Origin of the sequence: Gilliamella sp. M0364 (genome assembly GCF_016100565.1) — a bacterium.
Lineage (GTDB): Bacteria > Pseudomonadota > Gammaproteobacteria > Enterobacterales > Orbaceae > Gilliamella > Gilliamella apis.
In genome coordinates, this window is the sequence record NZ_JACFSF010000003.1 from 187828 (window position 1) to 212973 (window position 25146).

Genomic DNA, 25146 nt, shown 5'->3' on the forward strand with positions numbered 1-25146 from the left:
GGGTGAGGTAACAAATGGCTAATGCAAAAGAAATTAGAACGAAAATTGCCAGTATCCAAAGTACGCAAAAAATCACCAAAGCGATGGAAATGGTAGCTAATTCTAAAATGCGTAAAACGCAAGATAGAATGGCGGCTAGTCGTCCATACGCTGAAATGATTCGTGAAGTAATTGGACATTTAGCGTTAGCTCAAATAGGCACTAAACATCCTTATCTGGAAGAAAGGGATGTTAAGCGAGTTGGCTATCTTATCATTTCAACCGATCGTGGTTTATGTGGTGGATTAAATATCAATCTTTTCAAAACTGTTATTGCTGATATGTCAGCATGGCAAGAGAAAGGCGTTGAAGCAGATGTCGCTTTAATTGGTTCTCGAGGTGTTTCGTTTTTCTCTTCAGTAAAAACCAACATCTTAACCCAAGTAACCAATTTAGGTGATGAACCAACTTTATCTGATTTAATTGGTCCGGTAAAAACAATGCTTGAGGCATATGACAACGGTAAAATTGATAAACTATATATTGTAACCAATAAGTTTATTAACACCATGTCGCAAAAGCCAACAATACAGCAATTATTACCATTACCGGCTTCAGAAGATAAAGAACTTAAAGCTTCATCATGGGATTATATTTATGAGCCTGATGCAAAATCATTATTAGATGTGATTTTACGTCGTTATATTGAATCACAAGTCTATCAAGCGGTGGTTGACAATTTAGCGAGTGAACAAGCAGCAAGAATGGTGGCCATGAAGGCAGCAACCGATAACGGTGCAAATTTAATTAATGAATTACAAATTGTGTATAACAAAGCCCGTCAAGGTGCGATCACAAATGAATTAATTGATATTGTATCTGGTGCAGCTGCTGTTTCAGGTTAGTGCTAAATATTGGCTTATAGTTAAGAAAAAGACGTAGAGGATTAAAAATGGCTACTGGAAAGATTGTCCAGATCATCGGTGCGGTGGTTGATGTCGAATTCCCAGAAGATGCAGTACCAAAGGTATATGATGCATTAGAAGTGGAAACTGGCACTGATAAATTAGTTCTGGAAGTTCAGCAACAATTAGGTGGTGGCGTTGTATGTTGTATCGCAATGGGCTCATCTGATGGTTTAAGACGTGGACTTAAAGTAGTAAATACAGGTCACGGCATTGAAGTTCCTGTGGGAACAAAAACACTTGGCCGTATTATGAACGTACTTGGTGATCCTGTTGATAAAGCGGGTCCAATTGGTGAAGAAGAGCGTTGGGCGATTCACCGTGCAGCACCAACATACGAAGAGTTGGCTAACTCAACAGAATTACTTGAAACTGGTATCAAAGTTATCGACTTAATTTGTCCATTTGCCAAAGGTGGTAAAGTCGGTCTATTTGGTGGTGCTGGTGTTGGTAAAACCGTAAACATGATGGAATTAATTCGTAACATCGCGATCGAGCACTCAGGCTACTCAGTATTTACTGGTGTAGGTGAACGTACTCGTGAAGGTAACGACTTCTATCATGAAATGAAAGAATCAAACGTACTTGATAAAGTATCATTGGTTTATGGTCAGATGAATGAGCCACCAGGAAACCGTTTACGCGTAGCGTTAACTGGTTTAACCATGGCAGAAAAATTCCGTGATGAAGGTAAAGACGTACTATTATTTATCGATAATATTTACCGTTATACCTTAGCCGGTACCGAAGTATCTGCACTATTAGGTCGTATGCCATCTGCGGTAGGTTACCAACCGACATTAGCAGAAGAAATGGGGTTATTACAAGAACGTATCACCTCAACAAAAACTGGGTCAATTACCTCAATCCAAGCAGTATATGTACCTGCCGATGACTTAACTGACCCATCGCCAGCAACAACCTTTGCTCACTTGGATGCAACAATCGTATTAAGTCGTCAAATCGCATCATTAGGTATCTATCCAGCGGTTGACCCACTTGACTCAACCAGTCGTCAGTTAGATCCACTTGTTGTTGGGCAAGAACATTACGATTGTGCTCGTGGCGTACAGTCAATTCTTCAACGTTATCAAGAATTGAAAGATATCATTGCGATTCTTGGTATGGATGAATTATCAGAAGATGATAAATTAACTGTTGCTCGTGCACGTAAGATTCAACGTTTCTTATCTCAACCATTCTTCGTTGCAGAAGTGTTCACTGGTTCACCAGGTAAATACGTACCATTAAAAGACACCATCAGTGCCTTTAAAGGTATTATGAACGGTGATTATGATCATATTCCTGAACAGGCATTTTATATGGTTGGTTCAATCGACGAAGCGATTGAGAAAGCGAAATCTCTCTAAGAGATTTATAGAACGGAGAGAGCATTATGGCACTAACTTCCTATCAATTAGAAGTTGTTAGTGCTGAATCTCACCTTTTTTCAGGTGATGTTCAGCGAATCAGAGTCACAGGACGAGAAGGTGAACTTGGGATTTATCCTGGTCACACTCCGTTACTGACAACCATTAAGCCGGGAATGGTCGGGATTGTTAAAGCCGATGGTGAAGAAGAGTTTATTTATCTATCTGGCGGTATTTTAGAAGTACAACCAACCATGGTAACAATCTTAGCTGACACCGCCATTCGTGGTGAAGACTTGGATGAAGCAAGGGCTCAAGAAGCAGTAAGACAAGCGCAAGAACACATTAATCACCCTAGCGATGATATGTCTTTTGCTCAAGCATCTGCTGAACTTTCAAAAGCCTTAGCAAAAATACGAGTTATAGAATTAACTCGTCGTTTAGGTCAATAAGGATTATTGATCACTAAACTAGGCAATAAAAGGCTACAAATTAATAAATTGTAGCCTTTTTTATTATTTGCTGAACGACTATTTGAACTATCACTATCTAAAAGACACAATTTTTACCTCTAAAAAACCCCTTTCCTCAAAATTTTTATAAACCATTGGTATTTTATATAGTTATTTAGTTATAAAAAGTTACTATTTAAACATGGCTAGATTTATTAATAGCAATCAGCGATAATCTGATTAATTCTATTAATATTAATGTAACTATGTTCACCATTTATCATTCAAATCAAGTCGATTTACTAAAATCACTCGTTAGCGAATTAATGCGCAGAGATCCGCTAGAACAGGTTTTTATGCCTGATATGGTTATGGTGCAAAGCCAAGGTATGGCACAATGGTTACAAATTGAATTAGCCAATGATCTAGGGATTGTTGCTAATGTTGATTTTCTCTTTCCAAGCCAATTTATTTGGCAGTTATACCAAACTCTGTTACCTAATTCACCTCTGGAAAATAGTTATAATATCGAATCAATGACTTGGCGTTTGTATTATCTATTACCAAAAATAATCGAGCGACCTGAATTTGATACCATTAAACATTATCTTAATATTGATAAAGAAGAACGAAAACAGTATCAATTAGCGACTCGAATCGCACAATTATTTGACCAATATTTAGTTTATCGCCCTGACTGGTTAGCCAAATGGGAAAGCAAGCAAACGGTAACTGAACTAAATCATCATCCAGATGAAATCTGGCAATCTGAATTATGGCGGCAACTAATTGCAATTAGTCAACCTTATCACCGTGCCAATATCTATCAGCAAATGTTGGACATTTTGTTAGATAATGATTTCGATCGCACAAGATTAAAATCATTACCGAAACGAGTCTATATTTTTGGTATTACCTCACTACCGCCAATTTATTTGTCATTATTATCAGCACTTGGTCAACACATTGATGTCCATTTAATGTTTAACAATCCTTGCAAATGGTACTGGGGCGATATTGTAGAAAAACAGCTATCAGAGATCCAAAATACACCTAATAATATTCCTAACCCATTATTAACATCTTGGGGTAAATTAGGACGAGATAACCTATTTTTATTGCAGGAATTCAATAATAAACAAGACATTGATATTTTTGTCGATCATGAGCGAAAATGTTTATTAGATTCAATTCAGCAAGATATTTTAGAACTTTATCAAACCAGTGATGTAAAAGCGCCGATAAAGAAAACAGATAGATCCGTAACCTTCCACGCTTGCCATAGTGAACAGCGCGAGGTCGAAGTACTTTATGATTATCTATTATCTGCATTTGATGCCGATCCAACACTCGAATTACGTGATTGTATTATCATGGTTTCAGATATTGATAAATATGTACCCTATATTCGGTCAGTATTCGGTAACGCTGAAGGACAACGCTATTTACCATTCACAATTTCCGATCAAAAAGCGCGTAACATTGATCCAATGGTGCAAGGATTTTTTGCTATATTAAACTTTACCGAAAGCCGCTTTACCGCTGAAGAGTTATTTAATCTACTTGAAATTCCAGCCATTGCTGAAAAGTTTGCCATAAGTGAGTCACAACTAACTTTATTACATACTTGGATTATTGAATCAGGCATTCGTTTTGGTCTAGAAAATGCTCACAGCTGGCTCTTTGGTCTTGAACGATTATTACTTGGTTATACCATGAATAGCGAACAAGGTGGTTGGCAACAGATATTAGCTTATGATGGTGCTACCGGCTTAGATGCTGAATTAATCGGTCAGTTAGCAGAATTTATAAAATCGGTACGCAAATGGCTAACTATTTTAAGTGAAGACAAACCGTTATCAGAATGGCAAAGTTGCTGTATTGAGCTTATCAATGACTTTTTTGTTAGCGATACTTCGCGCGAGTCAATTTTGCTAATGATCCAAGAAGAGTGGCAAAAGCTGATCAGCAGTGGTTTAAATGCCAATTTTACCGACAACATCTCGATAACTATTTTACATGATGCAATGCAATCACGCTTGGAACAAAATCATTTAGCCCATCGATTCTTAGTTGGTAAAATAAACTTTTGTACCATGATGCCTATGCGCTCGATTCCGTTTAAATTGGTTTGCTTGTTAGGTATGAATGATGGTGATTATCCAAGAACATCTTTACCTTTAGATTTTGACTTAATTGCTCAAAACCCTCGTCGAGGTGATCGTAGTCGACGTATTGATGACCGTTATCTGTTTTTAGAAGCTATTTTATCTGCACAAGATCAACTCTATATCAGTTATATCGGTCGAGATATGAAAGATGATAGCGAACGTTATCCGTCAGTATTAGTCGATGAGCTTTGGGATTATATTGTGCAGTATTATCATGATGCTACTGATAAAGATTCAGATAAAAACACGCCTTTAATTGATAATTTAAGAACGTTGCATACTCGCACACCATTTAATCCACAAAATTTCTTAAATGAACCTAAAAGTTATGCTGATGAATGGTTACCTGCCGCATTAAAAGCGGGAGAAAACCAATCATTTATCAGCGGTATTAGCAAAGTCATTGTGGATAATATTAATCTAGATGAATTAAAACGTTTTTATCAACACTCTATTCGGTTTTTCTTACAAAAACGCTTTAATTTTTACGTCAATTATTTAGATGACACCTTGCCCGATGCTGAAAACTTTAGCCTAGATAACTTAAAACGCTATCAACTTAATCTACAAATTTTAAATGAAATGATTGCTAAAGACTCGCAAGGTTGTGATAACTTTTACCAACGACTTAAGCTAACAGGTGAATTACCAGATGGTGCCTTTGGTGAGATTATTTATGATGAACTATGTGAAGCACTGCAACCTTTAGCCAATAAAATCATTGAAGAGAGAACCAATCCATCAACCTTAGAGGTAAATTTAACCATTTCGATAGATGAACAACATTATCAATTACAAGGTTGGCTAACCCATATTCAAGCAGATGGTATTTTAACTTGGCGCCCAGCTAAACTCTCAATTCGTGATGGTATGTCATTATGGATCGACCACTTAATTTACTGTATTTTGAATTGGGATAAAACCGACAGCCAAAGTCGCTTATATGGCCGAGAAGACAACCAATGGCGATTTTTACACATTGATGCCCCACAAGCGTTAACCCTATTAACGGATCTCGTTGAAGGTTTTATAAAAGGTGTCAACCAACCACTATTAATGCCATTACAAAGCGCATGGAGCTGGTTACTTGCTGCATATAATCCAAAAACAGGACAAATTGAACCTAGTGAAAAAGCAATAAGCAAATTATTAACCACTTGGCAAGGTGGCCAATTTCTTACCGCAGAATGTGATAGTTATTACGCAAGGCTTTATCCCGAATTAACCGATAATCTAATTGAACAAATAATACAGTTTGCTCAGCGATATTTATTGCCGATATTATTACATCAAGTCGAAGAATAGGAGGCACTATGTTTATCGATACGCATTGCCATTTCAATTTTCCTGCTTTTGTTACCGATCTCGAAAATTCAATCAATAATATTCGCCAAGCTAAAATTAATAGCTTAATTATTCCTGCTGTATCAGCAACACATTTTAGTCAAATATTACAACTCACTGAGCAATATAGTGAACTTTATGCAGCACTCGGTTTACACCCTATCTATCAACACTCTCAGGCTGATCTTGAACAACTATCAGATATAGTTAGTACTCACCCAACAAAATTAGTTGCCATTGGTGAAATTGGCTTAGACCTTTATGACCAATCTGTTGATTGGCAACAGCAACTAGATTTTTTTCGAGCTCAATTAGTATTAGCCAAGCGCTATGATCTACCCGTTTTAATCCATTCACGCAAAACACACGACATTATCTATCATGAATTACATCAAGCTAATTTGCCATGTCGAGGGGTGATCCATGGCTTTTCAGGTAGTTATCAACAGGCATTGCAATTTATTAAATTAGGCTATTATATTGGTGTTGGTGGGGTAATAAGTTATACCAGAGCCAATAAAACTCGCCAAACCATTGCAAAAATACCGCTGGAAAGTTTAGTGTTGGAAACTGATGCACCTGATATGCCGTTAAGCGGTCGCCAAGGACAAATAAATCGTCCCGAAAACATTGTCGATATCTTTAATATTCTTAGTCAATTGCGAACAGAACCGCCTTCACAAATAATTAACACCATCTTAACAAATACCTTGACGCTATTTAGTAGAATTAATAGAATGGAAATTACAAATCCGTTCAAAAGATAACCATTTAATTATTAATGATTTATCAACAAAAGGTGATATTTTATGTCGCAGCGCTATAGTCAACTTTTTGTACAATCCATTATTTCATTAACTCGATTATTTCCATTATGGGCAATTCTTTGTGCAATAGCTGCCTATTTTTCACCTGATACCTTTCTACCTGTGCGACCACATACATCACAATTATTAATGTTTGTCATGTTTACCATGGGGGTAACGTTAAGTATTGATGATTTTAAACGCGTCGTCACCAAACCAAAAGCAGTCATAATTTGTACTTTACTGCATTATATTGTAATGCCAGTGACTGCGTTAATCTTATCTAAATTATTCACTATGCGGCCAGAGCTATTAGTCGGCATGGTTCTTGTAGGGAGCGTTGCTAGTGGTACCGCCTCTAATGTAATGATTTATCTAGCTAAAGGTGATGTAGCATTATCAGTTACTATTTCATCGGTATCAACACTGGTTGGCGTTGTAGTCACCCCATTACTGACATTATTGTTAGTTGGTACTACCGTTGAAGTTCCGGTTTGGGATATGTTGGTACATATTGTCCAAATTGTGCTCGTCCCTATTATTTTAGGTTTAATTGTCCACCACTTTTTAAATCCTGTGGTAAAAAAATCTGAACGCTTTTTGCCACTGTTATCGATGCTTTGCATTTTATTAATTATTTGTATTGTTGTTGCCGGTAGCCATGCTCTCATTACTCAAGTAGGTATAACCGTTATCTTTGCCGTTATTATTCATAATGGTGTTGGTTTACTAGGTGGCTATTGGGGCGGTCGTTTATTTGGTTTTGACGAGTCCACTTGTCGAACTATGTCTTTAGAAGTAGGCATGCAAAACTCAGCATTAGCTGCAACATTAGGTACAACCTACTTTTCAGCATTATCGGCACTACCTGCTGCGGTCTTTTCTGTTTGGCACAATATTTCTGGCTCACTATTGGCTGGTTATTGGCAAGGAAAACCCGTTAAAAATAAGAAAAAATCCAGCAATTAACAGAGCATATTGTAAAATAGCATTCATTAGCTCTCTTACTCAATCATACCCGATGAGTAAGAGAGTATAATCTTAGGGTTAATAAAACTCCTCTGCTTCCAGCATATCAATCAATTTTAGGCTGAACAAATGAATAGCGAACTACAGTTACCACCTTTTGTCTATCGTATATTACCTTGGATTGCTGCATTTGCTTTTTTTATGCAATCACTCGATACCTCAATTCTAAATACTGCTTTGCCAACTATGGCTAAAGATCTCAATGAATCGCCATTAAATATGCAATCAGCGGTAATCTGTTATGCGTTAACTTTGGCGCTGTTTATCCCGGTAAGTGGCTATTTATCTGATAAATTTGGTACTAAAAACATCTTCGTTATGGCCGTATCGCTTTTTACATTAGGATCACTACTGTGTGCTTTATCCAATTCCCTAATATTCTTAGATATATCTAGGGTAATCCAAGGTATTGGTGGTTCAATGATGGTACCGGTTTCTCGCTTAGTTTTGATTAAAGCATTTAAACGTAACGAGTTTTTAGCGGCATTAAATACCGCAACAATTCCAGGATTAATCGGACCAGTACTAGGGCCAGTTTTAGGCGGTTATCTAGTCGATATGGTGAGTTGGCATTGGGTATTTTTGATTAACTTGCCAATTGGGATTTTAGGGGTATTTATTAGCTTAAAGTATATGCCTAACATTAAAGGCAAACATATGCCTTTTGATTTCTTTGGTTTTCTTTTTATCGTTATTACTTTTATCAGTGCCACCCTTAGTGTCGAATGTTTAAATCAAGGTCAACAATATTATTTACCAATAACGCTTGCCATCATCAGTCTGATTTTTTTATTTATTTATCGAACCTATGCGCAAAAAAAATCTGGGCCACTATTTCCACTATCATTATTTAATATCCGGACGTTTAAAATTGGTATTATCGGTAATTTAGTCTGTCGATTGGGCATTTCTGGAGTACCTTTCCTTATTCCACTATTTCTACAAGTTGGCTTTGGTTATTCAGCAATTTTTGCTGGCATGATGTTAGTCCCCATGGCTATTGCTTCAATTTGTACCAGATTTTTTATTACGCGGATTCTTGCTCGTTTAGGTTACCGTTTTGTATTGGTTGCTAATACCATCTTAGCTGGAATTTTGATTCTTTTAATGTCATTAATAAACTTAGCGACACCATTAGTAATATTAGGCATTTTGTTATTTTGCATTGGCGGAATCAATTCAATGCAATTTACCTCAATGAATAGTATAACATTAGCTAATTTACAAGGTGAAAGCACCAGCAGTGGTAATAGTTTAATGGCGGTTAATCAGCAATTAGCCATTAGCTTTGGTACTGGTTTTGGTGCGGTATTAGTAAGATTATTCAGCAATTCAACAACTACTATTCACGCATTTCAATTAACCTTTGTTATACTAGGCATCGTAACTATGCTATCAAGCATAATCTTTGCGCAATTAAACAAAGAAGATGGGCAAAATTTAACGTCTCGGCACTAAGCAACAAGGAGAAAACACTATGTTTCAGTATCAAATCATTCCAGTTACCCATTTTCAGGAAAACTGTAGCATTATTTGGTGTGATGAAACAAAGGAAGCCGCATTTATCGATCCGGGTGGCGAAGCAGAACTACTTAAAAAAGCGGTTGAAAAGCTTGGTGTTAACATCAAACAAATACTCCTAACTCATGGCCATTTAGATCATGTTGGCGCAGCGATTGAATTAGCGAAACATTATAATGTTGAGATCCTTGGTCCTAGCCAAGAAGATGAATTTTTATTGTCAAACTTACCACAACAATGCATGCAATTCGGGTTTCCATATATTGACAGCTTTTTACCCGACCGTTGGTTAAAGGAAGGTGAACAAGTGAAAGTCGGCAATATCACTTTAGATATTCTATTCTGTCCCGGCCACACTCCCGGTCATATCGTATTTATTAATGCTAAAGATAAAATTGCTTTTGTTGGTGACGTATTATTCAAAAGCAGTATTGGGCGAACCGACTTTCCTCGAGGAAATCATACTGATTTAATTTCCTCTATCACAAATAAACTATTTCCGCTTGGTGATGATTTTATCTTTGTTCCCGGCCATGGTCCGATGTCGAGCTTTGGTAATGAACGAATGACAAATCCTTTTTTAGTTTAAAACAAATTTAGTTTAAAACAAAATTCCCCCAACAAATGTAAACTATTTTATAAAAAAATAGTTTACATACTTTGTTTTTGTATTATTATGGCACTACTATTTAGCTTTTAATGGTAGAAAATAATGAAACAACAATTAACATCGTACTATCCAACTTATATTAATACACTGTTTAACTTATCCTCTTGGCAACGTAAGTTGTGCGCAGTAACTTGTGCCGCATTGCTGCTAGGTGTTGCCGCAAATATCAGTATTCCAACCTATCCGGTACCATTCAGTCTACAATCATTAGGCGTGCTTCTGATCGGAGCTTGTTTGGGGCGTAAATTAGGTGCTCTAGCAATTCTTCAATACCTATTTTTAGGTGCATTAGGATTACCACTATTCGCCAATGGTAGCGGTGGCATTATGGCGCTTGCATCTCCTTCTGCTGGTTATTTATATGGTTATGTATTTAGTGCTTATTTAGCTGGATATGCAGCAGAAAAAGGTTACGATCGTCGTTTTCTGTTAGGCTTAGTTGCCTTTGCTTGTGCTCACCAATTATTATTTGTCTTTGGTGTGGTCTATTTAATGGGGTATTTACATATTTCCCTTAGCGAAGCGATACAAGTAGGTTATTTACCTTTTGTTGGTGTTGATGCACTTAAATTTATCATCGCAACTTGTGTCATGTTTTCATTATGGCGTCATCACGCGAAAAAACATCAATAACAATGCAATCTGGCGATATTATTTTTCAATCCCAGCATGAAGAAAGCGAATTTAATAAAGCGATTACGCATTCTGGTTCACAGCTTAGCTCGGATGAGATAATCAATCAGATAAGCCATGTTGGTTTATATATTGGCAATAATATCGTCATTGAAGCCACTCAAAAACATGGGGTAATCCAACAGCCCCTTAACAACTTTTTAGCTAGCGCTCAATATAATTTAGTCGCAACCATTTATGATGATTCCGTCATTAAAAACGCATTAATGCGAGTACAAACCTGTCTAGGGTTGCCTTATAACCATAGTTTTCGCGAAGATGATAAAGGGTTTTACTGTAGTGAACTGATTACTTATGCCTTCAAGTACCCATCTGGTGAAGATTATTTTCAACGTTATCCTATGAACTTTAGCGATTTAGCCACAGGCCAAATTCTGCCTTATTGGATCAAATATTATCAAGCATTAAATCAAACGATCCCTGAAGGAGAACTAGGATCACATCCACAACAACTCCTCAGACAAAAGACATTATTCAAGACAATCCAAATACTTGAAGCATAATAATCGAGATAATCTGGTACAAAAAACGCATTTTAAACAATTTAGCTATTGACATAGCGTCATTAAATCTATAATATGCGCGCTACATTTCGGTTCCTCCATAGTTCAGTCGGTAGAACGGCGGACTGTTAATCCGTATGTCACAGGTTCAAGTCCTGTTGGAGGAGCCAACTTTCCGAAAGTTGAAATCTGCTCAAGCAGATTTTTTTATGCCTATTATTCTCTGTTCTATAACTCATTCGTTCATCGCCTACTAATATCTTTGCTATTGTCTTTCTTAATAAAAGATTCATAATAATTATTGCGCTTAATTTTCCATATTCATATCTAATAGCAATTGAGTACTCTGAACGATAATAGTTAGGTTAAAGGAGATTTACCAATGCATTTGCATTTTATTATTCATGAAGATTTCGAAGCTCCTGGAGCTTATGAGCAATGGGCTAAAGAACATCATTATACCATTAGTTATTCTCGTGTTTATCTTGGTGAATCTCTCCCCAACAATGTCGATAATATTGATATGTTGATTATTATGGGTGGCCCACAATCACCAGCAACAACCAAACAAGAGTGCACGCATTTTGACTCACTAGCTGAACAAGCTGTAATATTATCAGCTATCAATTCAAATAAAATCGTTATCGGTGTCTGTCTTGGTTCACAATTAATTGGTGAAGCATTAGGTGCCCCACATGGACATAGCCCGGAAAAGGAAATCGGTAAGTTCCCTATTACCTTAACTGAAATGGGTAAAAATAATCCTTTATTTACTGATTTTGGCAATAGTTTAGCTGTCGGCCATTGGCACAATGACATGCCTGGTTTAACCCAAGCAGCACAAATTATTGCTTATAGTGAAGGCTGCCCACGGCAAATCATTGCTTATGGTCCTTTAGTATATGGTTTTCAATGCCATATGGAGTTAACTCCAGAAGTTGTTGAACAGCTAATTGCTCACTCTGAAAGTGATCTTAATCAAGCGGCAAAATATCGTTTTGTTGATACACCTAATCAACTTCGTTCGCATGATTATTCTGAAATGAATCAAAAACTGTTTGGCTTTCTAGATAAATTAAGCATTAATTATTTATCAACTATAGCAAAATAAGCAATTCAGTGGTTAGGGCTGTTGTTGTATGCAAAAGACTATTGTAGATAAACCTAAAAAACGCAGTAATTTAAGATTAAAATTAGGTAAGGAGTATTTTATTCTAAAACGTAAACTAGATTGGTGGCGCAACCGTCACGCCTATAGCGTAATTGATAAGAATAATAATACTTGCTGCTATTCTCATAAAAAACATCAATCGGTATTGTTAAGACAGCTGAAAGATGTTGATATGTATTTGCAATATAACAAAATCACTAACCTGCGCTTAGCAATTGAACAGCTCGACGGTTCGATAATTAAGCCCAATCAACGATTTTCAATTTGGCAAAAAGTTGGTCGGCCATCTAAGAAACGCGGCTTTTTAGAAGGTCTCTCATTACATAATGGCCAAGTCGGCAAAGATATCGGTGGTGGTTTATGCCAACTTGGCAATTTGATTTACTGGATGGTATTACATTCAGATTTAACCATTATTGAACGGTGGCGTCATAGTTTTGATGTTTTTCCGGATGTTAATCGTACTATTCCATTTGCTTGTGGTGCAACACTTGCTTATAACTATATCGATTTACAATTACTCAATAAAACCAATACAACCTACCGACTTAATCTTTGGTTAGATGATGAATATTTACATGGTGAACTACTTGCCAATACACCGTTATCTTATCACTATGAAATATTCGAAACCGATCACGTTATTGAACAACAATGGTGGGGCGGATACACTAGACACAATAAGATATGGCAACGAAAAACCCATTTGCTCGATAATCAAATAGAGGAAAAACTCATTAGTGAAAATCATGCAATTATGATGTATACACCTTATTTAACACAACCAAACGAAGTATAAAAATCATACAGCAATGATATTAAATTAGATAGTCATAAGCTATCTAAACAATAGTTTGTGGGATATATAGATAGACCGTATACTCGATGGTATAAATAAGTTAAAAATACTTAATAAATGAAAGGAGCAATTTCATGGCTTATACATTACCCCCTTTACCTTATGCTTATGATGCTTTAGAGCCTTATATCGATACTGAAACAATGCATCTTCATCATGATAAACATCATCAAACTTATGTAAATAATGCTAATGCATTATTGGAATCGTTACCTACCGAAGTTAAAGACTTTTGCCCTGAAACATTACTAAAAAATCTAGACAAAGTACCTGCAGACAAAGTTACTGGTGTTAAAAATAATGTTGGTGGTCATGTTAACCATACCCTATTCTGGGAATTATTAAAAGTTGGAACTGAACTTAAAGGTGAACTTAAAGCTGCTATTGAAAAAGATTTTGGTTCAGTTGATGCGTTTAAAGAAAAATTCTCAGCTGCTGCGGCAACTCGTTTTGGTTCTGGTTGGGCATGGTTAGTATTGAAAAATGATAAGCTAGAAGTGGTTTCAACTGCTAATCAAGATTCCCCAGTTATGGGTGAAAAATTCTCAGGCGTTTCTGGCACACCAATTTTAGCGCTTGACGTTTGGGAACACGCTTATTATTTAAAATATCAAAACCGCCGTGCTGATTACATCGGTGCATTTTGGAATGTTATTAACTGGGATAAAGTAGCTGAATTATACGCAGAAGCGAAAAAATAAGCTCATTTAAAAATATCACATTATAAAAATGACGCAATATGCGTCATTTTTTATTTATTATTCATTTACATTGTTATCCATGATGTAAGTAAATTGGTATTTGCTAAGTTATACTTAAATCCGTTACAATGTAAGATTATTTCAAAAACTTAAAAATCAACAAAACAGCATAATATGTTTGAAATTAATCCTATCAAATCGAAAATAGCCGAATTAACCGAGCGAACAGATGTGATTCGGGGGTATCTTTGACTACGATCTCAAGAAAGAACGTCTTGAGGAAGTCAATGCTGAATTAGAACAATCGGAAGTTTGGGCTGATCCAGAAAAAGCACAAGCATTAGGTAAAGAACGAGTAATGCTTGAAGAGATCATCAATACCATTAATTCATTAGATCAAGGACTTGATGATGTTGAAGGCTTGCTTGAACTTGCTGTTGAAGCTGAAGATCAAGATACTTTCGATGAAGCAAGTCTAGAATTAGAACAATTAGAAAAAAAACTAGCTGGTCTAGAGTTCCGTCGAATGTTCTCAGGTGATTATGATAGTGCTGATTGTTATTTAGATATCCAATCTGGATCTGGTGGCACTGAAGCACAAGATTGGGCGGAAATGCTACTTAGAATGTATCTCCGTTGGGCTGAATCAAAAGGCTTTAGTACCGAAGTGATGGAAGTATCAGATGGTGATGTAGCCGGCATAAAATCGGCCACCATTAAGGTATCTGGTGATTATGCTTATGGTTGGTTACGTACCGAAACTGGCGTTCATCGCTTAGTTCGTAAAAGTCCATTTGATTCAGGTAACCGACGTCATACATCATTTGCATCAGTATTTGTCTATCCAGAAATTGATGATAATATTGATATTGATATCAACCCTGCCGATCTACGTATTGATGTTTATCGCGCATCTGGTGCCGGTGGTCAGCATGTTAATAAAACTGAATCTGCTGTTCGTATTACCCATGTGCCAACAGGGATTGTGACTCAATGTCAAAACAATCGCTCTCAACATAGTAATAAAGATCAAGCGATGAAGCAGCTCAAAGCGAAACTTTATGAGCTGGAAATGCAGAAAAAGAATGCCGAAAAACAGCAAATGGAAGAAAATAAATCCGATATTGGTTGGGGTAGTCAAATCCGTTCATATGTACTTGACGACTCAAGAATTAAAGATTTACGTACCGGCGTCGAAACCCGTAATACTCAAGCCGTTTTAGACGGTGATTTAGATCAATTTATTGAAGAAAGCTTAAAAGCAGGTTTATAACCCTGTTTGGTGATAAATAAAAGGTAATATTATGTCAACACAGCAAGAGCAACAAAACCATATTGAAGAGTTAAACAACGAGCTTACAATACGTCGTGAAAAGCTAGCTGCAATTCGCGAACAAGGTATTGCTTTCCCAAACGATTTTCGTCGTGACGCAATCTCAAGCGAACTTCATAAATTGTATGATGATAAAACTAACGAAGAGCTAATCGAAAATAAAATTATCGTTACTGTTGCTGGTCGCATGATGATGCGCCGTATTATGGGAAAAGCATCATTTGTATCACTACAAGATGTAACTGGACAAATCCAACTTTATGTCACTCGTGATGATCTACCAGAAAATTACTATAACGAACAGTTTAAAAAATGGGATCTTGGTGATATTGTTGGTGCTAAAGGTTATTTATTCAAAACCAAAACAGGTGAGCTTTCAATTCATTGTCAAGAAATTCGCTTATTAACAAAAGCACTACGTCCATTACCAGATAAGTTCCATGGCTTAGCCGATCAAGAAATGCGTTATCGTCAACGTTATCTTGATTTAATTACTAATCAACAATCACGCGATACCTTTATTGCTCGCTCAAAAGTGGTAACTGAAATTCGCAACTTTATGCTTGAAAACCACTTTATGGAAGTCGAAACACCAATGATGCAAGTTATCCCTGGTGGGGCATCAGCTAAACCATTTATCACTCATCACAATGCGCTTGATCTAGATATGTATTTACGGATTGCGCCAGAACTTTACTTAAAACGTTTAGTTGTTGGTGGATTTGAACGAGTATTTGAAATCAATCGTAACTTCCGTAATGAAGGGGTATCACCACGACATAATCCAGAATTTACAATGATGGAAATGTATATGGCTTATGCCGATTATAAAGACCTGATTGTATTAACCGAAGCATTATTCCGCCGTTTAGCTATCGCAGTAACGGGTGATGCAGTTGTACAGTATGGCGAACATTCTTTTGATTTTGGAAAACCATTTATCAAAATGACGATGCGTGAAGCAATTTGTCATTATCGCCCAGAAACGAATAATGCCGATTTAGATGATTTTGATAAAGCATGTGCGATTGCCAAAGATGTGGGAATCAAAGTAGAAAAAGGCTGGGGATTAGGTCGAGTTGTAACTGAAATTTTCGAAGAAGTTGCTGAAGCTAACTTAATACAACCAACTTTTATCACCGAATATCCAGCTGAAGTATCACCACTGGCTCGTCGTAATGATGAAAACCCATTTGTCACTGACCGCTTTGAATTTTTCATCGGTGGACGAGAAATTGGTAATGGTTTCTCAGAACTTAATGATGCAGAAGATCAGGCGCAACGTTTTGCCGATCAAGTATCACAAAAAGATGCTGGTGATGACGAAGCAATGTTCTATGATGAAGATTACATTACTGCATTAGAACATGGTTTACCACCAACTGCAGGCCTAGGGATCGGTATTGACAGAACTGTAATGTTATTTACCAATAGTCATACTATTCGTGATGTCATTTTATTCCCAACAATGCGTCCAATTAAATAACGGTTGTTACTTACTATTAAACCAAACTCACTTATTGAGAAATAAGTGAGTTTTTTATATTTCAAAAACCCCTTTCCTCAATTTTTTTAAAATAGCTTTACTATTTGGAAGTTATTACTCACTTACGTTTGTAAACAACATACGGTAAATCAAATCTATTTTATTATGCAAAAATAATAGTTATTAAGTTAATCCTAACGCTTAAAATTAGAATTTGATCAATGTACTCTTAATATTTTTTATAAAAGTTAGTACTTGCTGACTAAAATAATTATTTATTAAGTAAAACGTAGAGATCTTATAGAGTAGTAAAAAAAGGAAATATGATTAGCCGTTAATCGATTTTATGATTAACGGCGAGAATGTTTATCTTAGTTATTGGTTTTAGTTTGTTGCGGTAAGATTAAATTTAACACAATGGCTAAAATCCCACATAAACTAATACCTTGTAATGCATAAGAACCAAAATCGAAGATCATGCCACCAATACCAAATACTAGTACTAACGAGACGATACACATATTCCGTGATACAGAAAGATCAACTTTATGTTTAACTAAAATATTAATACCAACCGAAGCAATTGAACCAAATAACAGCACCATGATTCCACCCATTACGACAGTTGGAATTGAGCTTAAAAATGCCCCTATTTTACCAATGAAAGACATTAAGATTGCCCATAACGCCGCCCAAGTCATTACCTGAGTTTTAAAATTGCGGGTTAATGTTACCGCACCAATAACTTCAGCATAAGTAATACATGGTGGCCCACCAAAAAATCCTGCTGTTGTAGTAGCCAATCCATCACCCAACAATGTCCGCTGTAAACCAGGTTCACGAGTATAATCTTTACCTGTTACAGCACCAATTGCCATAATATCCCCCACATGCTCAATAGTTGGAGCAATCACAATAGGTATCATATATAAAATAGCTTGCCACTGAAACTCAGGAAATGTGAAATCAGGCACTTTAAACCATGGGGCATCAATAACTGGTTGAAAATTGACAATACCAAAAGCACATGAAAGTGCATATCCAACCACAATACCGGCAATAATCGGAACCAATCTAAAAAAGCCTTTTGCCCAGATAGCAACAATTAAAGTCGTTAACAAAGAAGCCATGGAAATAATGATAAGTTGATAATTTTCGGCTTGAAGTCCACTATCTTTACCCATAGCCATATTAACTGCAACGGGAGCTAATGATAAACCAATCACCATAATAATTGGCCCAGTCACCACCGGTGGTAAAATCCGATCGATAACTTTATTACCATTAATTTTGACCAGAAATGCAAAAAACATAAATACCAAACCAGCAGCAACCAATCCACCTAAAGTTGCCGGTATTCCCCATTTAGTTACGCCAAAAGAAATTGGTGCAATAAAAGCAAAAGAAGAAGCTAGAAACACCGGTACTTTATTTTTGGTTGCAAGTTGAAATAACAATGTACCAACACCGGCTGTAAATAATGCTACATTTGGATTTAAACCAGTTAACAGTGGCACTAAGACTAAAGCACCAAAAGCGACAAACAGCATTTGAGCACCAGTAAAAATATCTTGCCAGGCTGGTTTTAATGGTGAAGTATCCTTTTTAATTTCATCATTATTGATTTTAACCACGTTTTCCTCTCTTCTTAAACTTCTTTTTGCTAATAGCAAATTAATTATTAAATAGCAGACATAAAAAAACCGGATAAACCGGTCTAAAAATTGAGATTTTATTTAGTACCAAATATTTTGTCTCCGGCATCACCTAGCCCAGGTAAAATATAGCCTTTATCATTTAGACGTTCATCAATTGATGCCGTATAAAGTTCAACATCAGGATGAGCTTGTTCTAATACTTTGATACCTTCTGGCGCAGCAACTAAAACTAACACTTTGATATTTTTACAGCCTGCTTTCTTAAGTAGATCAATAGTTGCCACCATTGAACCACCGGTTGCTAGCATTGGATCAACAACTAACGCCATTCGTTCTTCGATATCTGAAGTGAGTTTTTGGAAATAAGGAACCGGTTCAAGTGTTTCTTCGTTACGATAAAAACCAACAACACTGATTCTTGCACTAGGTATGTGTTCTAATACGCCATCCATCATACCTAAACCAGCACGTAGAATAGGAACAACAGTAATTTTTTTACCTTTAATACGTTCTACTTGCACAGGGCCACACCAACCTTCAATGGTTACGGTTTCTGTTGGTAAGTTAGCGGTTGCTTCATAAGTTAATAAACTACCAACTTCACTGGCAAGGTTTCGGAAATCTTTTGTGCTAATATCGTGTTCACGCATTAAGCCAATTTTATGGCGAACTAGAGGGTGTTTTACTTCAACAATTTTCATGGGGGCCTCAGTGTTATTCTTTGATGATCTAATTAGTAGGTGTAAATAACCACTGAGAGGCGATTTTAGCATAGATATCAAATCATGAAAACCTGAAATCCATCCCAACCTAACCAATAATGTGATAATGATATAAATTTTAGAAAATATTTTAAAATTAATTACAAACTTTCACCATCAAGATATTCAACAGGTAAATCGATGACCTTTTTAGCAATATTTTCACCATTTATACGTTTCAAGAGTAATTCCGTAGCAATTTTTCCCATTTCAATTCTTGGCGTATGAATGGAAGCTAATTTAGGATTCATATACTGGCCAATTTTATGGCCATGAAAACCAACAATCGCTATTTGTTTAGGTATTTCAATACCAATACGCTGACATTCAAGTAATACACCTAAAGCCAAATCATCATTGGTACTAAAAATACCATCAACACATGGATATTCCTTTAATATCTGATGTAAAAATCTCGCCCCTAAATCATAAGATGAGGCTTCTTTAGTGGCTAATGTTTTAGGCATTAATCCTGCCTCTTGCATGGCTTTTTCATATCCTTGTTGCCGAATGATACTACGTTGATCTTGTCTTGCACTAAAATAGACAATGTGACGTCGTCCTTTATTTATCATGCGATGAATCATATTTTTTGTAGCCGTAAAATTATCAAATCCAACCGCCATATCAATGCAAGGCGACACGCTGTCCATAATTTCCACTACTGGGACACCTGAAATTTCAATCATCTTTAAGGTAGCTGGATTATGTATCCTTTCAGTCAAAATTAATCCATCAATATTATAAGACAGCAAAGAACGGACTCGTAACTCTTCTTTATCAGCGTTATATCCGGTGTGAGTGATCATGGTTTGATAACCTTGCACATCGGAAACCATCTCAATACCTTTTAAAATATCAGCAAAAACTTGGTTAGTTAACGAGGGAAATACAACTCCAATAGCATGACTTTTGGCATTTGATAACATATCAGGAGCTTTGTTAGGAATATACCCGAGCTTATCAATAGCTGATGATATTTGTAATTGAAGTGATTCAGATACAAGCTTAGGATCTCGCAAAAAGCGACTTACTGTCATTTTGCTGATCCCAACTAAATTAGCAATTTCCTGTAAACCTGGACGGCGTTTCTTATTACTACTCATTAACTTTTTTCCGGTAATCGTGGTTGCCAATCGATAGGCGTTTTACCATGCTGTAAAATAAAATTATTGGCTTTTGAAAAGTGTTTACAACCAAAAAATCCACGATGAGCCGATAATGGTGATGGGTGTACCGCCGTTAACACATGGTGTTTTTGACGATCGATAAATTGACCTTTTTTTTGCGCCGGAGAGCCCCAAAGTAAAAACACGACACCTTGTAAATGCTTATCGATCGCTTCAATAACATGATCAGTAAAGGTTTCCCAACCTATTTTGGCATGAGAGTGAGCTTGACCTGCTTCAACCGTTAATACGTTATTGAGTAATAAGACACCTTGAGTAGCCCAATAGCCTAAATAGCCATGATTAGGTATCGTGAATCCTTCAATATCAGTTGCTAACTCTTTATAGATATTTAATAACGAGGGAGGCGGTTTGATTCCGGGTAATACAGAAAAGGATAAGCCATGAGCTTGATTTGGGCCATGATAAGGATCCTGCCCTAGGATCACTACTTTAATATCACTAAATGCAGTAAAGCGAAAAGCATTAAATACATCGTGCTGGGGTGGGTAAATAATTTTACCTTGTGCACGCTGCGTTGCCACAAACTGCATTATATGTTGAAAATAGGGCTTCTCTTTTTCAGAGCCAATAACATCATTCCATGTTAATTGATTACTCATATTTGACCTTTACAATTGTTTTATCTAGTTCAACACTGGATTTATTGATGATATCAATTATACCTAAAAATACCAATAAACCTACTGATAATCAATGATGAGAAAAGTACTCTTCATTCAACAGTAAATCAGTGTTCAACTAATAAAAAGATGAATAAAAATAAATTGTTTAGTTTAAGATCATCAAAATATTACTTAAATTGCAAGTGACAATAAAAGATTACCTATTAATAAATATAAAGTTATTTGCAAAAATTGGGTAAACCTACACAATCAACGGGAAAACTTATCAGATTAATAGCTTTTTTTGATTTTAATCAAATTTTGAAAGTGCTATATTACTTATAAATAGTTTAGGACAATAAGGTCCAGATCCATTAGGAGGATTAAAAAATGATTACAGGTATCCAAATTACTAAAGCAGACAATCAAGCACTACTTAACTCTTTCTGGTTATTAGATGATTTAACCAAAGAAGCTCGTTGTGTTGCTGCTAAATCAGTTTACAAAGAAGATCAAATCGTCCCAACTGCGGAACTTGGTCAATTCGAATATCGTGAAGTTCCATTAGATGTAGCACCAACAATTAAAGTTGAAGGTGGTCAACATTTAAATGTAAACGTACTTCGTCGTGAAACATTAGAAGATGCAGTACAACATCCAGAAAAATACCCACAATTAACAATTCGTGTTTCTGGTTATGCAGTTCGTTTTAACTCACTAACTGCTGAACAACAACGTGACGTTATTGCTCGTACATTTACTACTAAAATGTAATTTACAGAGTATAAAATAGTGTAAATTAGATTAACCCAGTTTAATACTGGGTTAATTTTTTTAATAGAGATAATTTTGTTTTATCTTTTCTCTCTCGCTTTCTGTTATTTTTAACGCTTTAGTTAAATATTCCGCAATTGAGCCGAATCTTGTACGCATTTCATCAAATGCAGCTTCAAGGTAACTACTACGCGCTTCCATCATAGAATACAAAAAAGCTAATATTTCAGCATTATCGGTCTCTTTTTTATATTTCTCCATTCTACGCATATTACGCGAATACCTTAATTCACTTGTCATTGCATAATCTAATAATATAGTTTGTTCATCAACACCTAAAATAGCTAATATAATAGCTATACCGAAACCGGTTCTATCTTTACCTCCTCGACAATGTTGTACTATAGCTAAGTTTCGGCTATCTAAAATAATATCAACAAGTTCTCTATATATTTTGGCGGTTTCAGGATTACGGATAAAATCACGATTTTGTTCTTGCATAATTAGCCCAGAACCATCAATAACCATTTTGCCATTTTTGCTTTGGCTTAAACTAATGAGTTCCTGTATTTTTTCATGATCATTACTAGCCTTAGCAGCTAATTCTGCTGAAGATGCATCGGGAATTAAACGAAGTGTATTTAGCTGATTATTCCACAAGCGATTGGGCTGTTTGCTGTATTCCTTTTCATTACGATAATCAATAATAGTATGAAAATTTGCTGTATTTAAATATGCGATATCCTTATCTGTCAAATTATGTAAATGATCTGAACGATAAAGATTACCCCATCTAACAGTTTTACCATCACCAGTTCTATAGCCACCAATATCACGAAAATTATTTGCACCTTCCAATGGTAGAACACGTTCAGCAGTCACATAATTTTGACCATTAATATCAAGGATAAAATAGCAACGCCTATCATCAAGAATATCTAAATCAATGCTTGATTGTGTTGTTTGGGTAAGGATAGTTTTTTCTGCATTTTTTATATCAGCACTATCACTCAAATAAATTTTTACCTCATGCGACTTTGGTGGTGATTGCCAACTTAGACGCACACGGTTTGGTGATAATCGTTCAACTGCATTAACTATAATATTATTGTGCATCTATTATTTCTCCGTTGCCGCTTGTTCAATACTGAGTTTTTGTTTATCCATGTAACGAACAAAAGGAAAGTAAACCAACATAGCAACAACCAATAATACCACATGCCATATTGCCATTTGCCAACCACCAATCATAAATCCTTTAATAATTTCTGGTGTTCCAGCCGTTGGTAGAGGCATACCATTAACACGAGGAATAATACCAATCAATGTAGCAAAATAAGATAAGCCGACATTAATTGTTCCAGCAAAAATCAACGGTAAAAATAAAATTGGATTTAATACCATAGGTAAACCAAATTTATAAGGCTCACTAATACCAAAGCAACCAGGTATAAAACCAATCTTACCTAAACTTTTCATTTGTTGGCTCTTACAGCGTACTAATAAAATAGATAATGCCAAATAACGCGGTCCTTTTTGTGCATTAATAAATGTCATTGTGACAATAAATGGTAATGCCTGACCTGCTTGAAATGCTTCTAAATTAGCGATATCAAAAGGATAGAATAAGGCATATAAGATAGCCGAAGTCGCCATTGAACCATGAATACCAAAGAACCATAAAAATTCCGCTAAAAATACAATTAATAACGCTGCTGCTAAACTTGCACCTAAGCCTTGAAGCGGTACTTGAATTATGGAATAAATTAAATTATGTACATTATCAAATTCTGTAAGACCAACTAACGCATTAATTAGAGCAAAGACTACGGCAATAATAAATGCGGGAATAAGACTGGAAAAAGATTTTGAGACAAAATCAGGTACTGACTCAGGCATTTTTATCGTTAGTTTACGATTAAGTAAGAAAATATAAAAACGTGTAGCAAATAATCCTACTAACATCGCAACAATCATTCCTCTTGAACCAACATACAAGAGATCAATGGCTGCAATACCGTTGGTTTTCATTGGAGTGATAAAAAGGAAAGCCATTAGCCCCATTAATGCAGCTAAAATACCATCTTTTTTATGTAATTCTGCCATCTTATACGAAATAGCCACTACGACATAGAGTGAAATCACGTTCATGGTGACTACTGAAGCAACTTTAAAAGCGGATTTCAATCCTGTTGCCACTAATACTGCCTGATAAGATTCTATATTTAAACTATTTAAAACCGCAACAATCGAGCCTACCATCATGACCGGTAATAGCATCATCATGCCACTTGAAACAGCTTGCACAGAATAGCTTGATTGAATAGAGCCAATAACTTTTTGCAATTTTGCTCTAAAACTCATTAATGTTTCTTTATTATTTATCATAATAAAATCTCTCTTATTAGCTGATTCCATTCTCTAAAATTTCTAAGGCTGTTTTTAATACCTTTTCACCATTCATCGTTCCATAGTCTAGAGAATCAATAACCACTATCGGGATGTCATACTGTTTTTTTAAGTTTTCATAGATATACTCTATTTGCGGTCCTAACATAATAATGTCCAGATCATCATATTGATCTAATTCAGTTTCGCTTACTGCATTAATATTGACATCAATACCGATCTTTTCCGCAGACTCTTTCATTTTTTTGACTAACATACTGGTAGAGAATCCACCCATACAAGCTAGCATAATGTTATAAGTCATATTAATTACCCCTTTAATTATTTATCTTTTAATATTTCTATAATTTCAATGGCTAAATCTCGCATTGAAATTGCATTCATTAAGTGATCTTGAGCATGAATAATCAGTAACGAAACTGGAATATGATTACCCTGAATCTCGTTTTGAATTAATTCAGTCTGTGTTTTATGTGCAATAGCTAAAAATTTTTTTACTTCTTCAATTAAACTATCGGCTTGTTCAAAATTACCTTTACGAGCAGCTCTAATTGCTTTTAGGCAGCGACTTCTTGCATCACCGCTATTGGTAATTAGTTGCATTACAATCTCTTCATACTCATTCATTAATTTTTCCTCAGTTTGATATATTTCATGTAATAAATAACAGCAATAACCGTGCCAAAACAAAATAAA

The 25146-nt window shown here is 35.8% G+C and carries 24 protein-coding genes and 1 tRNA gene; 17 read left to right on the forward strand and 8 right to left on the reverse strand.

Features of this window, described 5'->3' with window-relative positions:
* Window positions 1-14: 14 nt before the first annotated feature.
* The 16 genes from atpG (at window position 15) to lysS (ending at window position 17053) form a co-directional block, all read left to right on the forward strand.
* Window positions 15-884 (forward strand): F0F1 ATP synthase subunit gamma, encoded by an 870-nt coding sequence (atpG, locus tag H3U96_RS06325; protein ID WP_065614742.1) that lies wholly within the window; start codon window positions 15-17, stop codon window positions 882-884.
* Between the two features lie 47 nt (window positions 885-931).
* Window positions 932-2314: a F0F1 ATP synthase subunit beta gene (atpD, locus tag H3U96_RS06330; RefSeq protein WP_034901521.1), complete on the forward strand. Its 1383-nt coding sequence runs from the start codon at window positions 932-934 to the stop codon at window positions 2312-2314.
* 26 nt (window positions 2315-2340) lie between these two features.
* Window positions 2341-2766 carry a F0F1 ATP synthase subunit epsilon gene (locus tag H3U96_RS06335; RefSeq protein WP_034901523.1) on the forward strand — a complete coding sequence of 142 codons (426 nt, stop codon included), beginning with the start codon at window positions 2341-2343 and terminating at the stop codon, window positions 2764-2766.
* Window positions 2767-3032: 266 nt separating this feature from the next.
* Entirely contained in the window at window positions 3033-6242 is a 3210-nt protein-coding gene (recC, locus tag H3U96_RS06340) for an exodeoxyribonuclease V subunit gamma (protein ID WP_198195976.1), read from the forward strand.
* Between the two features lie 8 nt (window positions 6243-6250).
* Window positions 6251-7048, forward strand: coding sequence for a TatD family hydrolase (locus H3U96_RS06345; RefSeq protein WP_198195978.1), 798 nt, complete (start codon window positions 6251-6253; stop codon window positions 7046-7048).
* A 42-nt stretch (window positions 7049-7090) separates the two neighbouring features.
* Window positions 7091-8056, forward strand: a complete 966-nt coding sequence (locus H3U96_RS06350; protein WP_198195980.1) for a bile acid:sodium symporter family protein — start codon at window positions 7091-7093, stop codon at window positions 8054-8056.
* A 129-nt stretch (window positions 8057-8185) separates the two neighbouring features.
* Window positions 8186-9574 (forward strand): MFS transporter, encoded by a 1389-nt coding sequence (locus H3U96_RS06355; RefSeq protein WP_110452945.1) that lies wholly within the window; start codon window positions 8186-8188, stop codon window positions 9572-9574.
* A gap of 19 nt (window positions 9575-9593) precedes the next feature.
* Window positions 9594-10226, forward strand: a complete 633-nt coding sequence (locus H3U96_RS06360) for an MBL fold metallo-hydrolase (protein ID WP_034901529.1) — start codon at window positions 9594-9596, stop codon at window positions 10224-10226.
* Between the two features lie 123 nt (window positions 10227-10349).
* On the forward strand, window positions 10350-10940 hold the full coding sequence (locus H3U96_RS06365; protein ID WP_034901530.1) for a biotin transporter BioY: 591 nt from the start codon (window positions 10350-10352) through the stop codon (window positions 10938-10940).
* Entirely contained in the window at window positions 10910-11503 is a 594-nt protein-coding gene (locus H3U96_RS06370) for a YiiX/YebB-like N1pC/P60 family cysteine hydrolase (protein ID WP_081298803.1), read from the forward strand. Before H3U96_RS06365 ends, H3U96_RS06370 begins: the two co-directional genes overlap by 31 nt.
* Before the next feature lie 94 nt (window positions 11504-11597).
* Window positions 11598-11673, forward strand: a tRNA-Asn gene (locus H3U96_RS06375).
* Window positions 11674-11885: 212 nt separating this feature from the next.
* A complete protein-coding gene (locus H3U96_RS06380) occupies window positions 11886-12614 on the forward strand; it encodes a type 1 glutamine amidotransferase (RefSeq protein ID WP_034902929.1) in 729 nt (242 codons plus the stop codon).
* A 28-nt stretch (window positions 12615-12642) separates the two neighbouring features.
* Window positions 12643-13473, forward strand: a complete 831-nt coding sequence (locus tag H3U96_RS06385) for a VanW family protein (protein ID WP_034902926.1) — start codon at window positions 12643-12645, stop codon at window positions 13471-13473.
* A gap of 134 nt (window positions 13474-13607) precedes the next feature.
* A complete protein-coding gene (locus tag H3U96_RS06390) occupies window positions 13608-14234 on the forward strand; it encodes a Fe-Mn family superoxide dismutase (RefSeq protein WP_034902923.1) in 627 nt (208 codons plus the stop codon).
* Window positions 14235-14408: 174 nt separating this feature from the next.
* A protein-coding gene (prfB, locus tag H3U96_RS06395) for a peptide chain release factor 2 (protein ID WP_108720836.1) occupies window positions 14409-15507 on the forward strand; the annotation gives its coding sequence in 2 pieces (ribosomal slippage) (window positions 14409-14483 and window positions 14485-15507; 1098 coding nt in all).
* Window positions 15508-15538: 31 nt separating this feature from the next.
* Window positions 15539-17053, forward strand: a complete 1515-nt coding sequence (gene lysS, locus H3U96_RS06400; RefSeq protein ID WP_034902917.1) for a lysine--tRNA ligase — start codon at window positions 15539-15541, stop codon at window positions 17051-17053.
* A gap of 371 nt (window positions 17054-17424) precedes the next feature.
* Here the strand turns inward: lysS and H3U96_RS06405 are convergent, their stop codons facing one another.
* From H3U96_RS06405 to ung, 4 genes are all read right to left on the reverse strand, one after another.
* Window positions 17425-18678, reverse strand: a complete 1254-nt coding sequence (locus H3U96_RS06405) for a uracil-xanthine permease family protein (protein WP_370545635.1) — start codon at window positions 18676-18678, stop codon at window positions 17425-17427.
* A gap of 107 nt (window positions 18679-18785) precedes the next feature.
* Window positions 18786-19412, reverse strand: coding sequence for a uracil phosphoribosyltransferase (upp, locus tag H3U96_RS06410; protein ID WP_034902911.1), 627 nt, complete (start codon window positions 19410-19412; stop codon window positions 18786-18788).
* Between the two features lie 161 nt (window positions 19413-19573).
* The gene (gene gntR, locus H3U96_RS06415) at window positions 19574-20578 is read right to left on the reverse strand and encodes a gluconate operon transcriptional repressor GntR (protein WP_065577923.1); all 1005 of its coding nucleotides are present in this window, start codon (window positions 20576-20578) and stop codon (window positions 19574-19576) included.
* The gene (ung, locus tag H3U96_RS06420) at window positions 20578-21264 is read right to left on the reverse strand and encodes a uracil-DNA glycosylase (protein WP_065577924.1); all 687 of its coding nucleotides are present in this window, start codon (window positions 21262-21264) and stop codon (window positions 20578-20580) included. Before ung ends, gntR begins: the two co-directional genes overlap by 1 nt.
* A gap of 393 nt (window positions 21265-21657) precedes the next feature.
* On the opposite strand from ung, the gene grcA reads away from it, so the two are divergent.
* Window positions 21658-22041 (forward strand): autonomous glycyl radical cofactor GrcA, encoded by a 384-nt coding sequence (gene grcA, locus H3U96_RS06425; protein ID WP_065577925.1) that lies wholly within the window; start codon window positions 21658-21660, stop codon window positions 22039-22041.
* Window positions 22042-22101: 60 nt separating this feature from the next.
* On the opposite strand, the gene H3U96_RS06430 is transcribed toward grcA, so the two are convergent.
* From H3U96_RS06430 to H3U96_RS06445, 4 genes are read right to left on the reverse strand one after another with little or no spacing between them, the layout of a single operon-like run.
* Complete coding sequence (locus tag H3U96_RS06430) at window positions 22102-23157, reverse strand: tyrosine-protein phosphatase (RefSeq protein ID WP_086360501.1); 1056 nt, start codon at window positions 23155-23157, stop codon at window positions 22102-22104.
* 3 nt (window positions 23158-23160) lie between these two features.
* Window positions 23161-24429 (reverse strand): PTS sugar transporter subunit IIC, encoded by a 1269-nt coding sequence (locus H3U96_RS06435; RefSeq protein WP_165755069.1) that lies wholly within the window; start codon window positions 24427-24429, stop codon window positions 23161-23163.
* Between the two features lie 16 nt (window positions 24430-24445).
* Window positions 24446-24754 carry a PTS sugar transporter subunit IIB gene (locus tag H3U96_RS06440; protein ID WP_065651389.1) on the reverse strand — a complete coding sequence of 103 codons (309 nt, stop codon included), beginning with the start codon at window positions 24752-24754 and terminating at the stop codon, window positions 24446-24448.
* Window positions 24755-24771: 17 nt separating this feature from the next.
* Window positions 24772-25077, reverse strand: a complete 306-nt coding sequence (locus tag H3U96_RS06445) for a PTS lactose/cellobiose transporter subunit IIA (RefSeq protein ID WP_034902898.1) — start codon at window positions 25075-25077, stop codon at window positions 24772-24774.
* Window positions 25078-25146 lie beyond the last annotated feature (69 nt).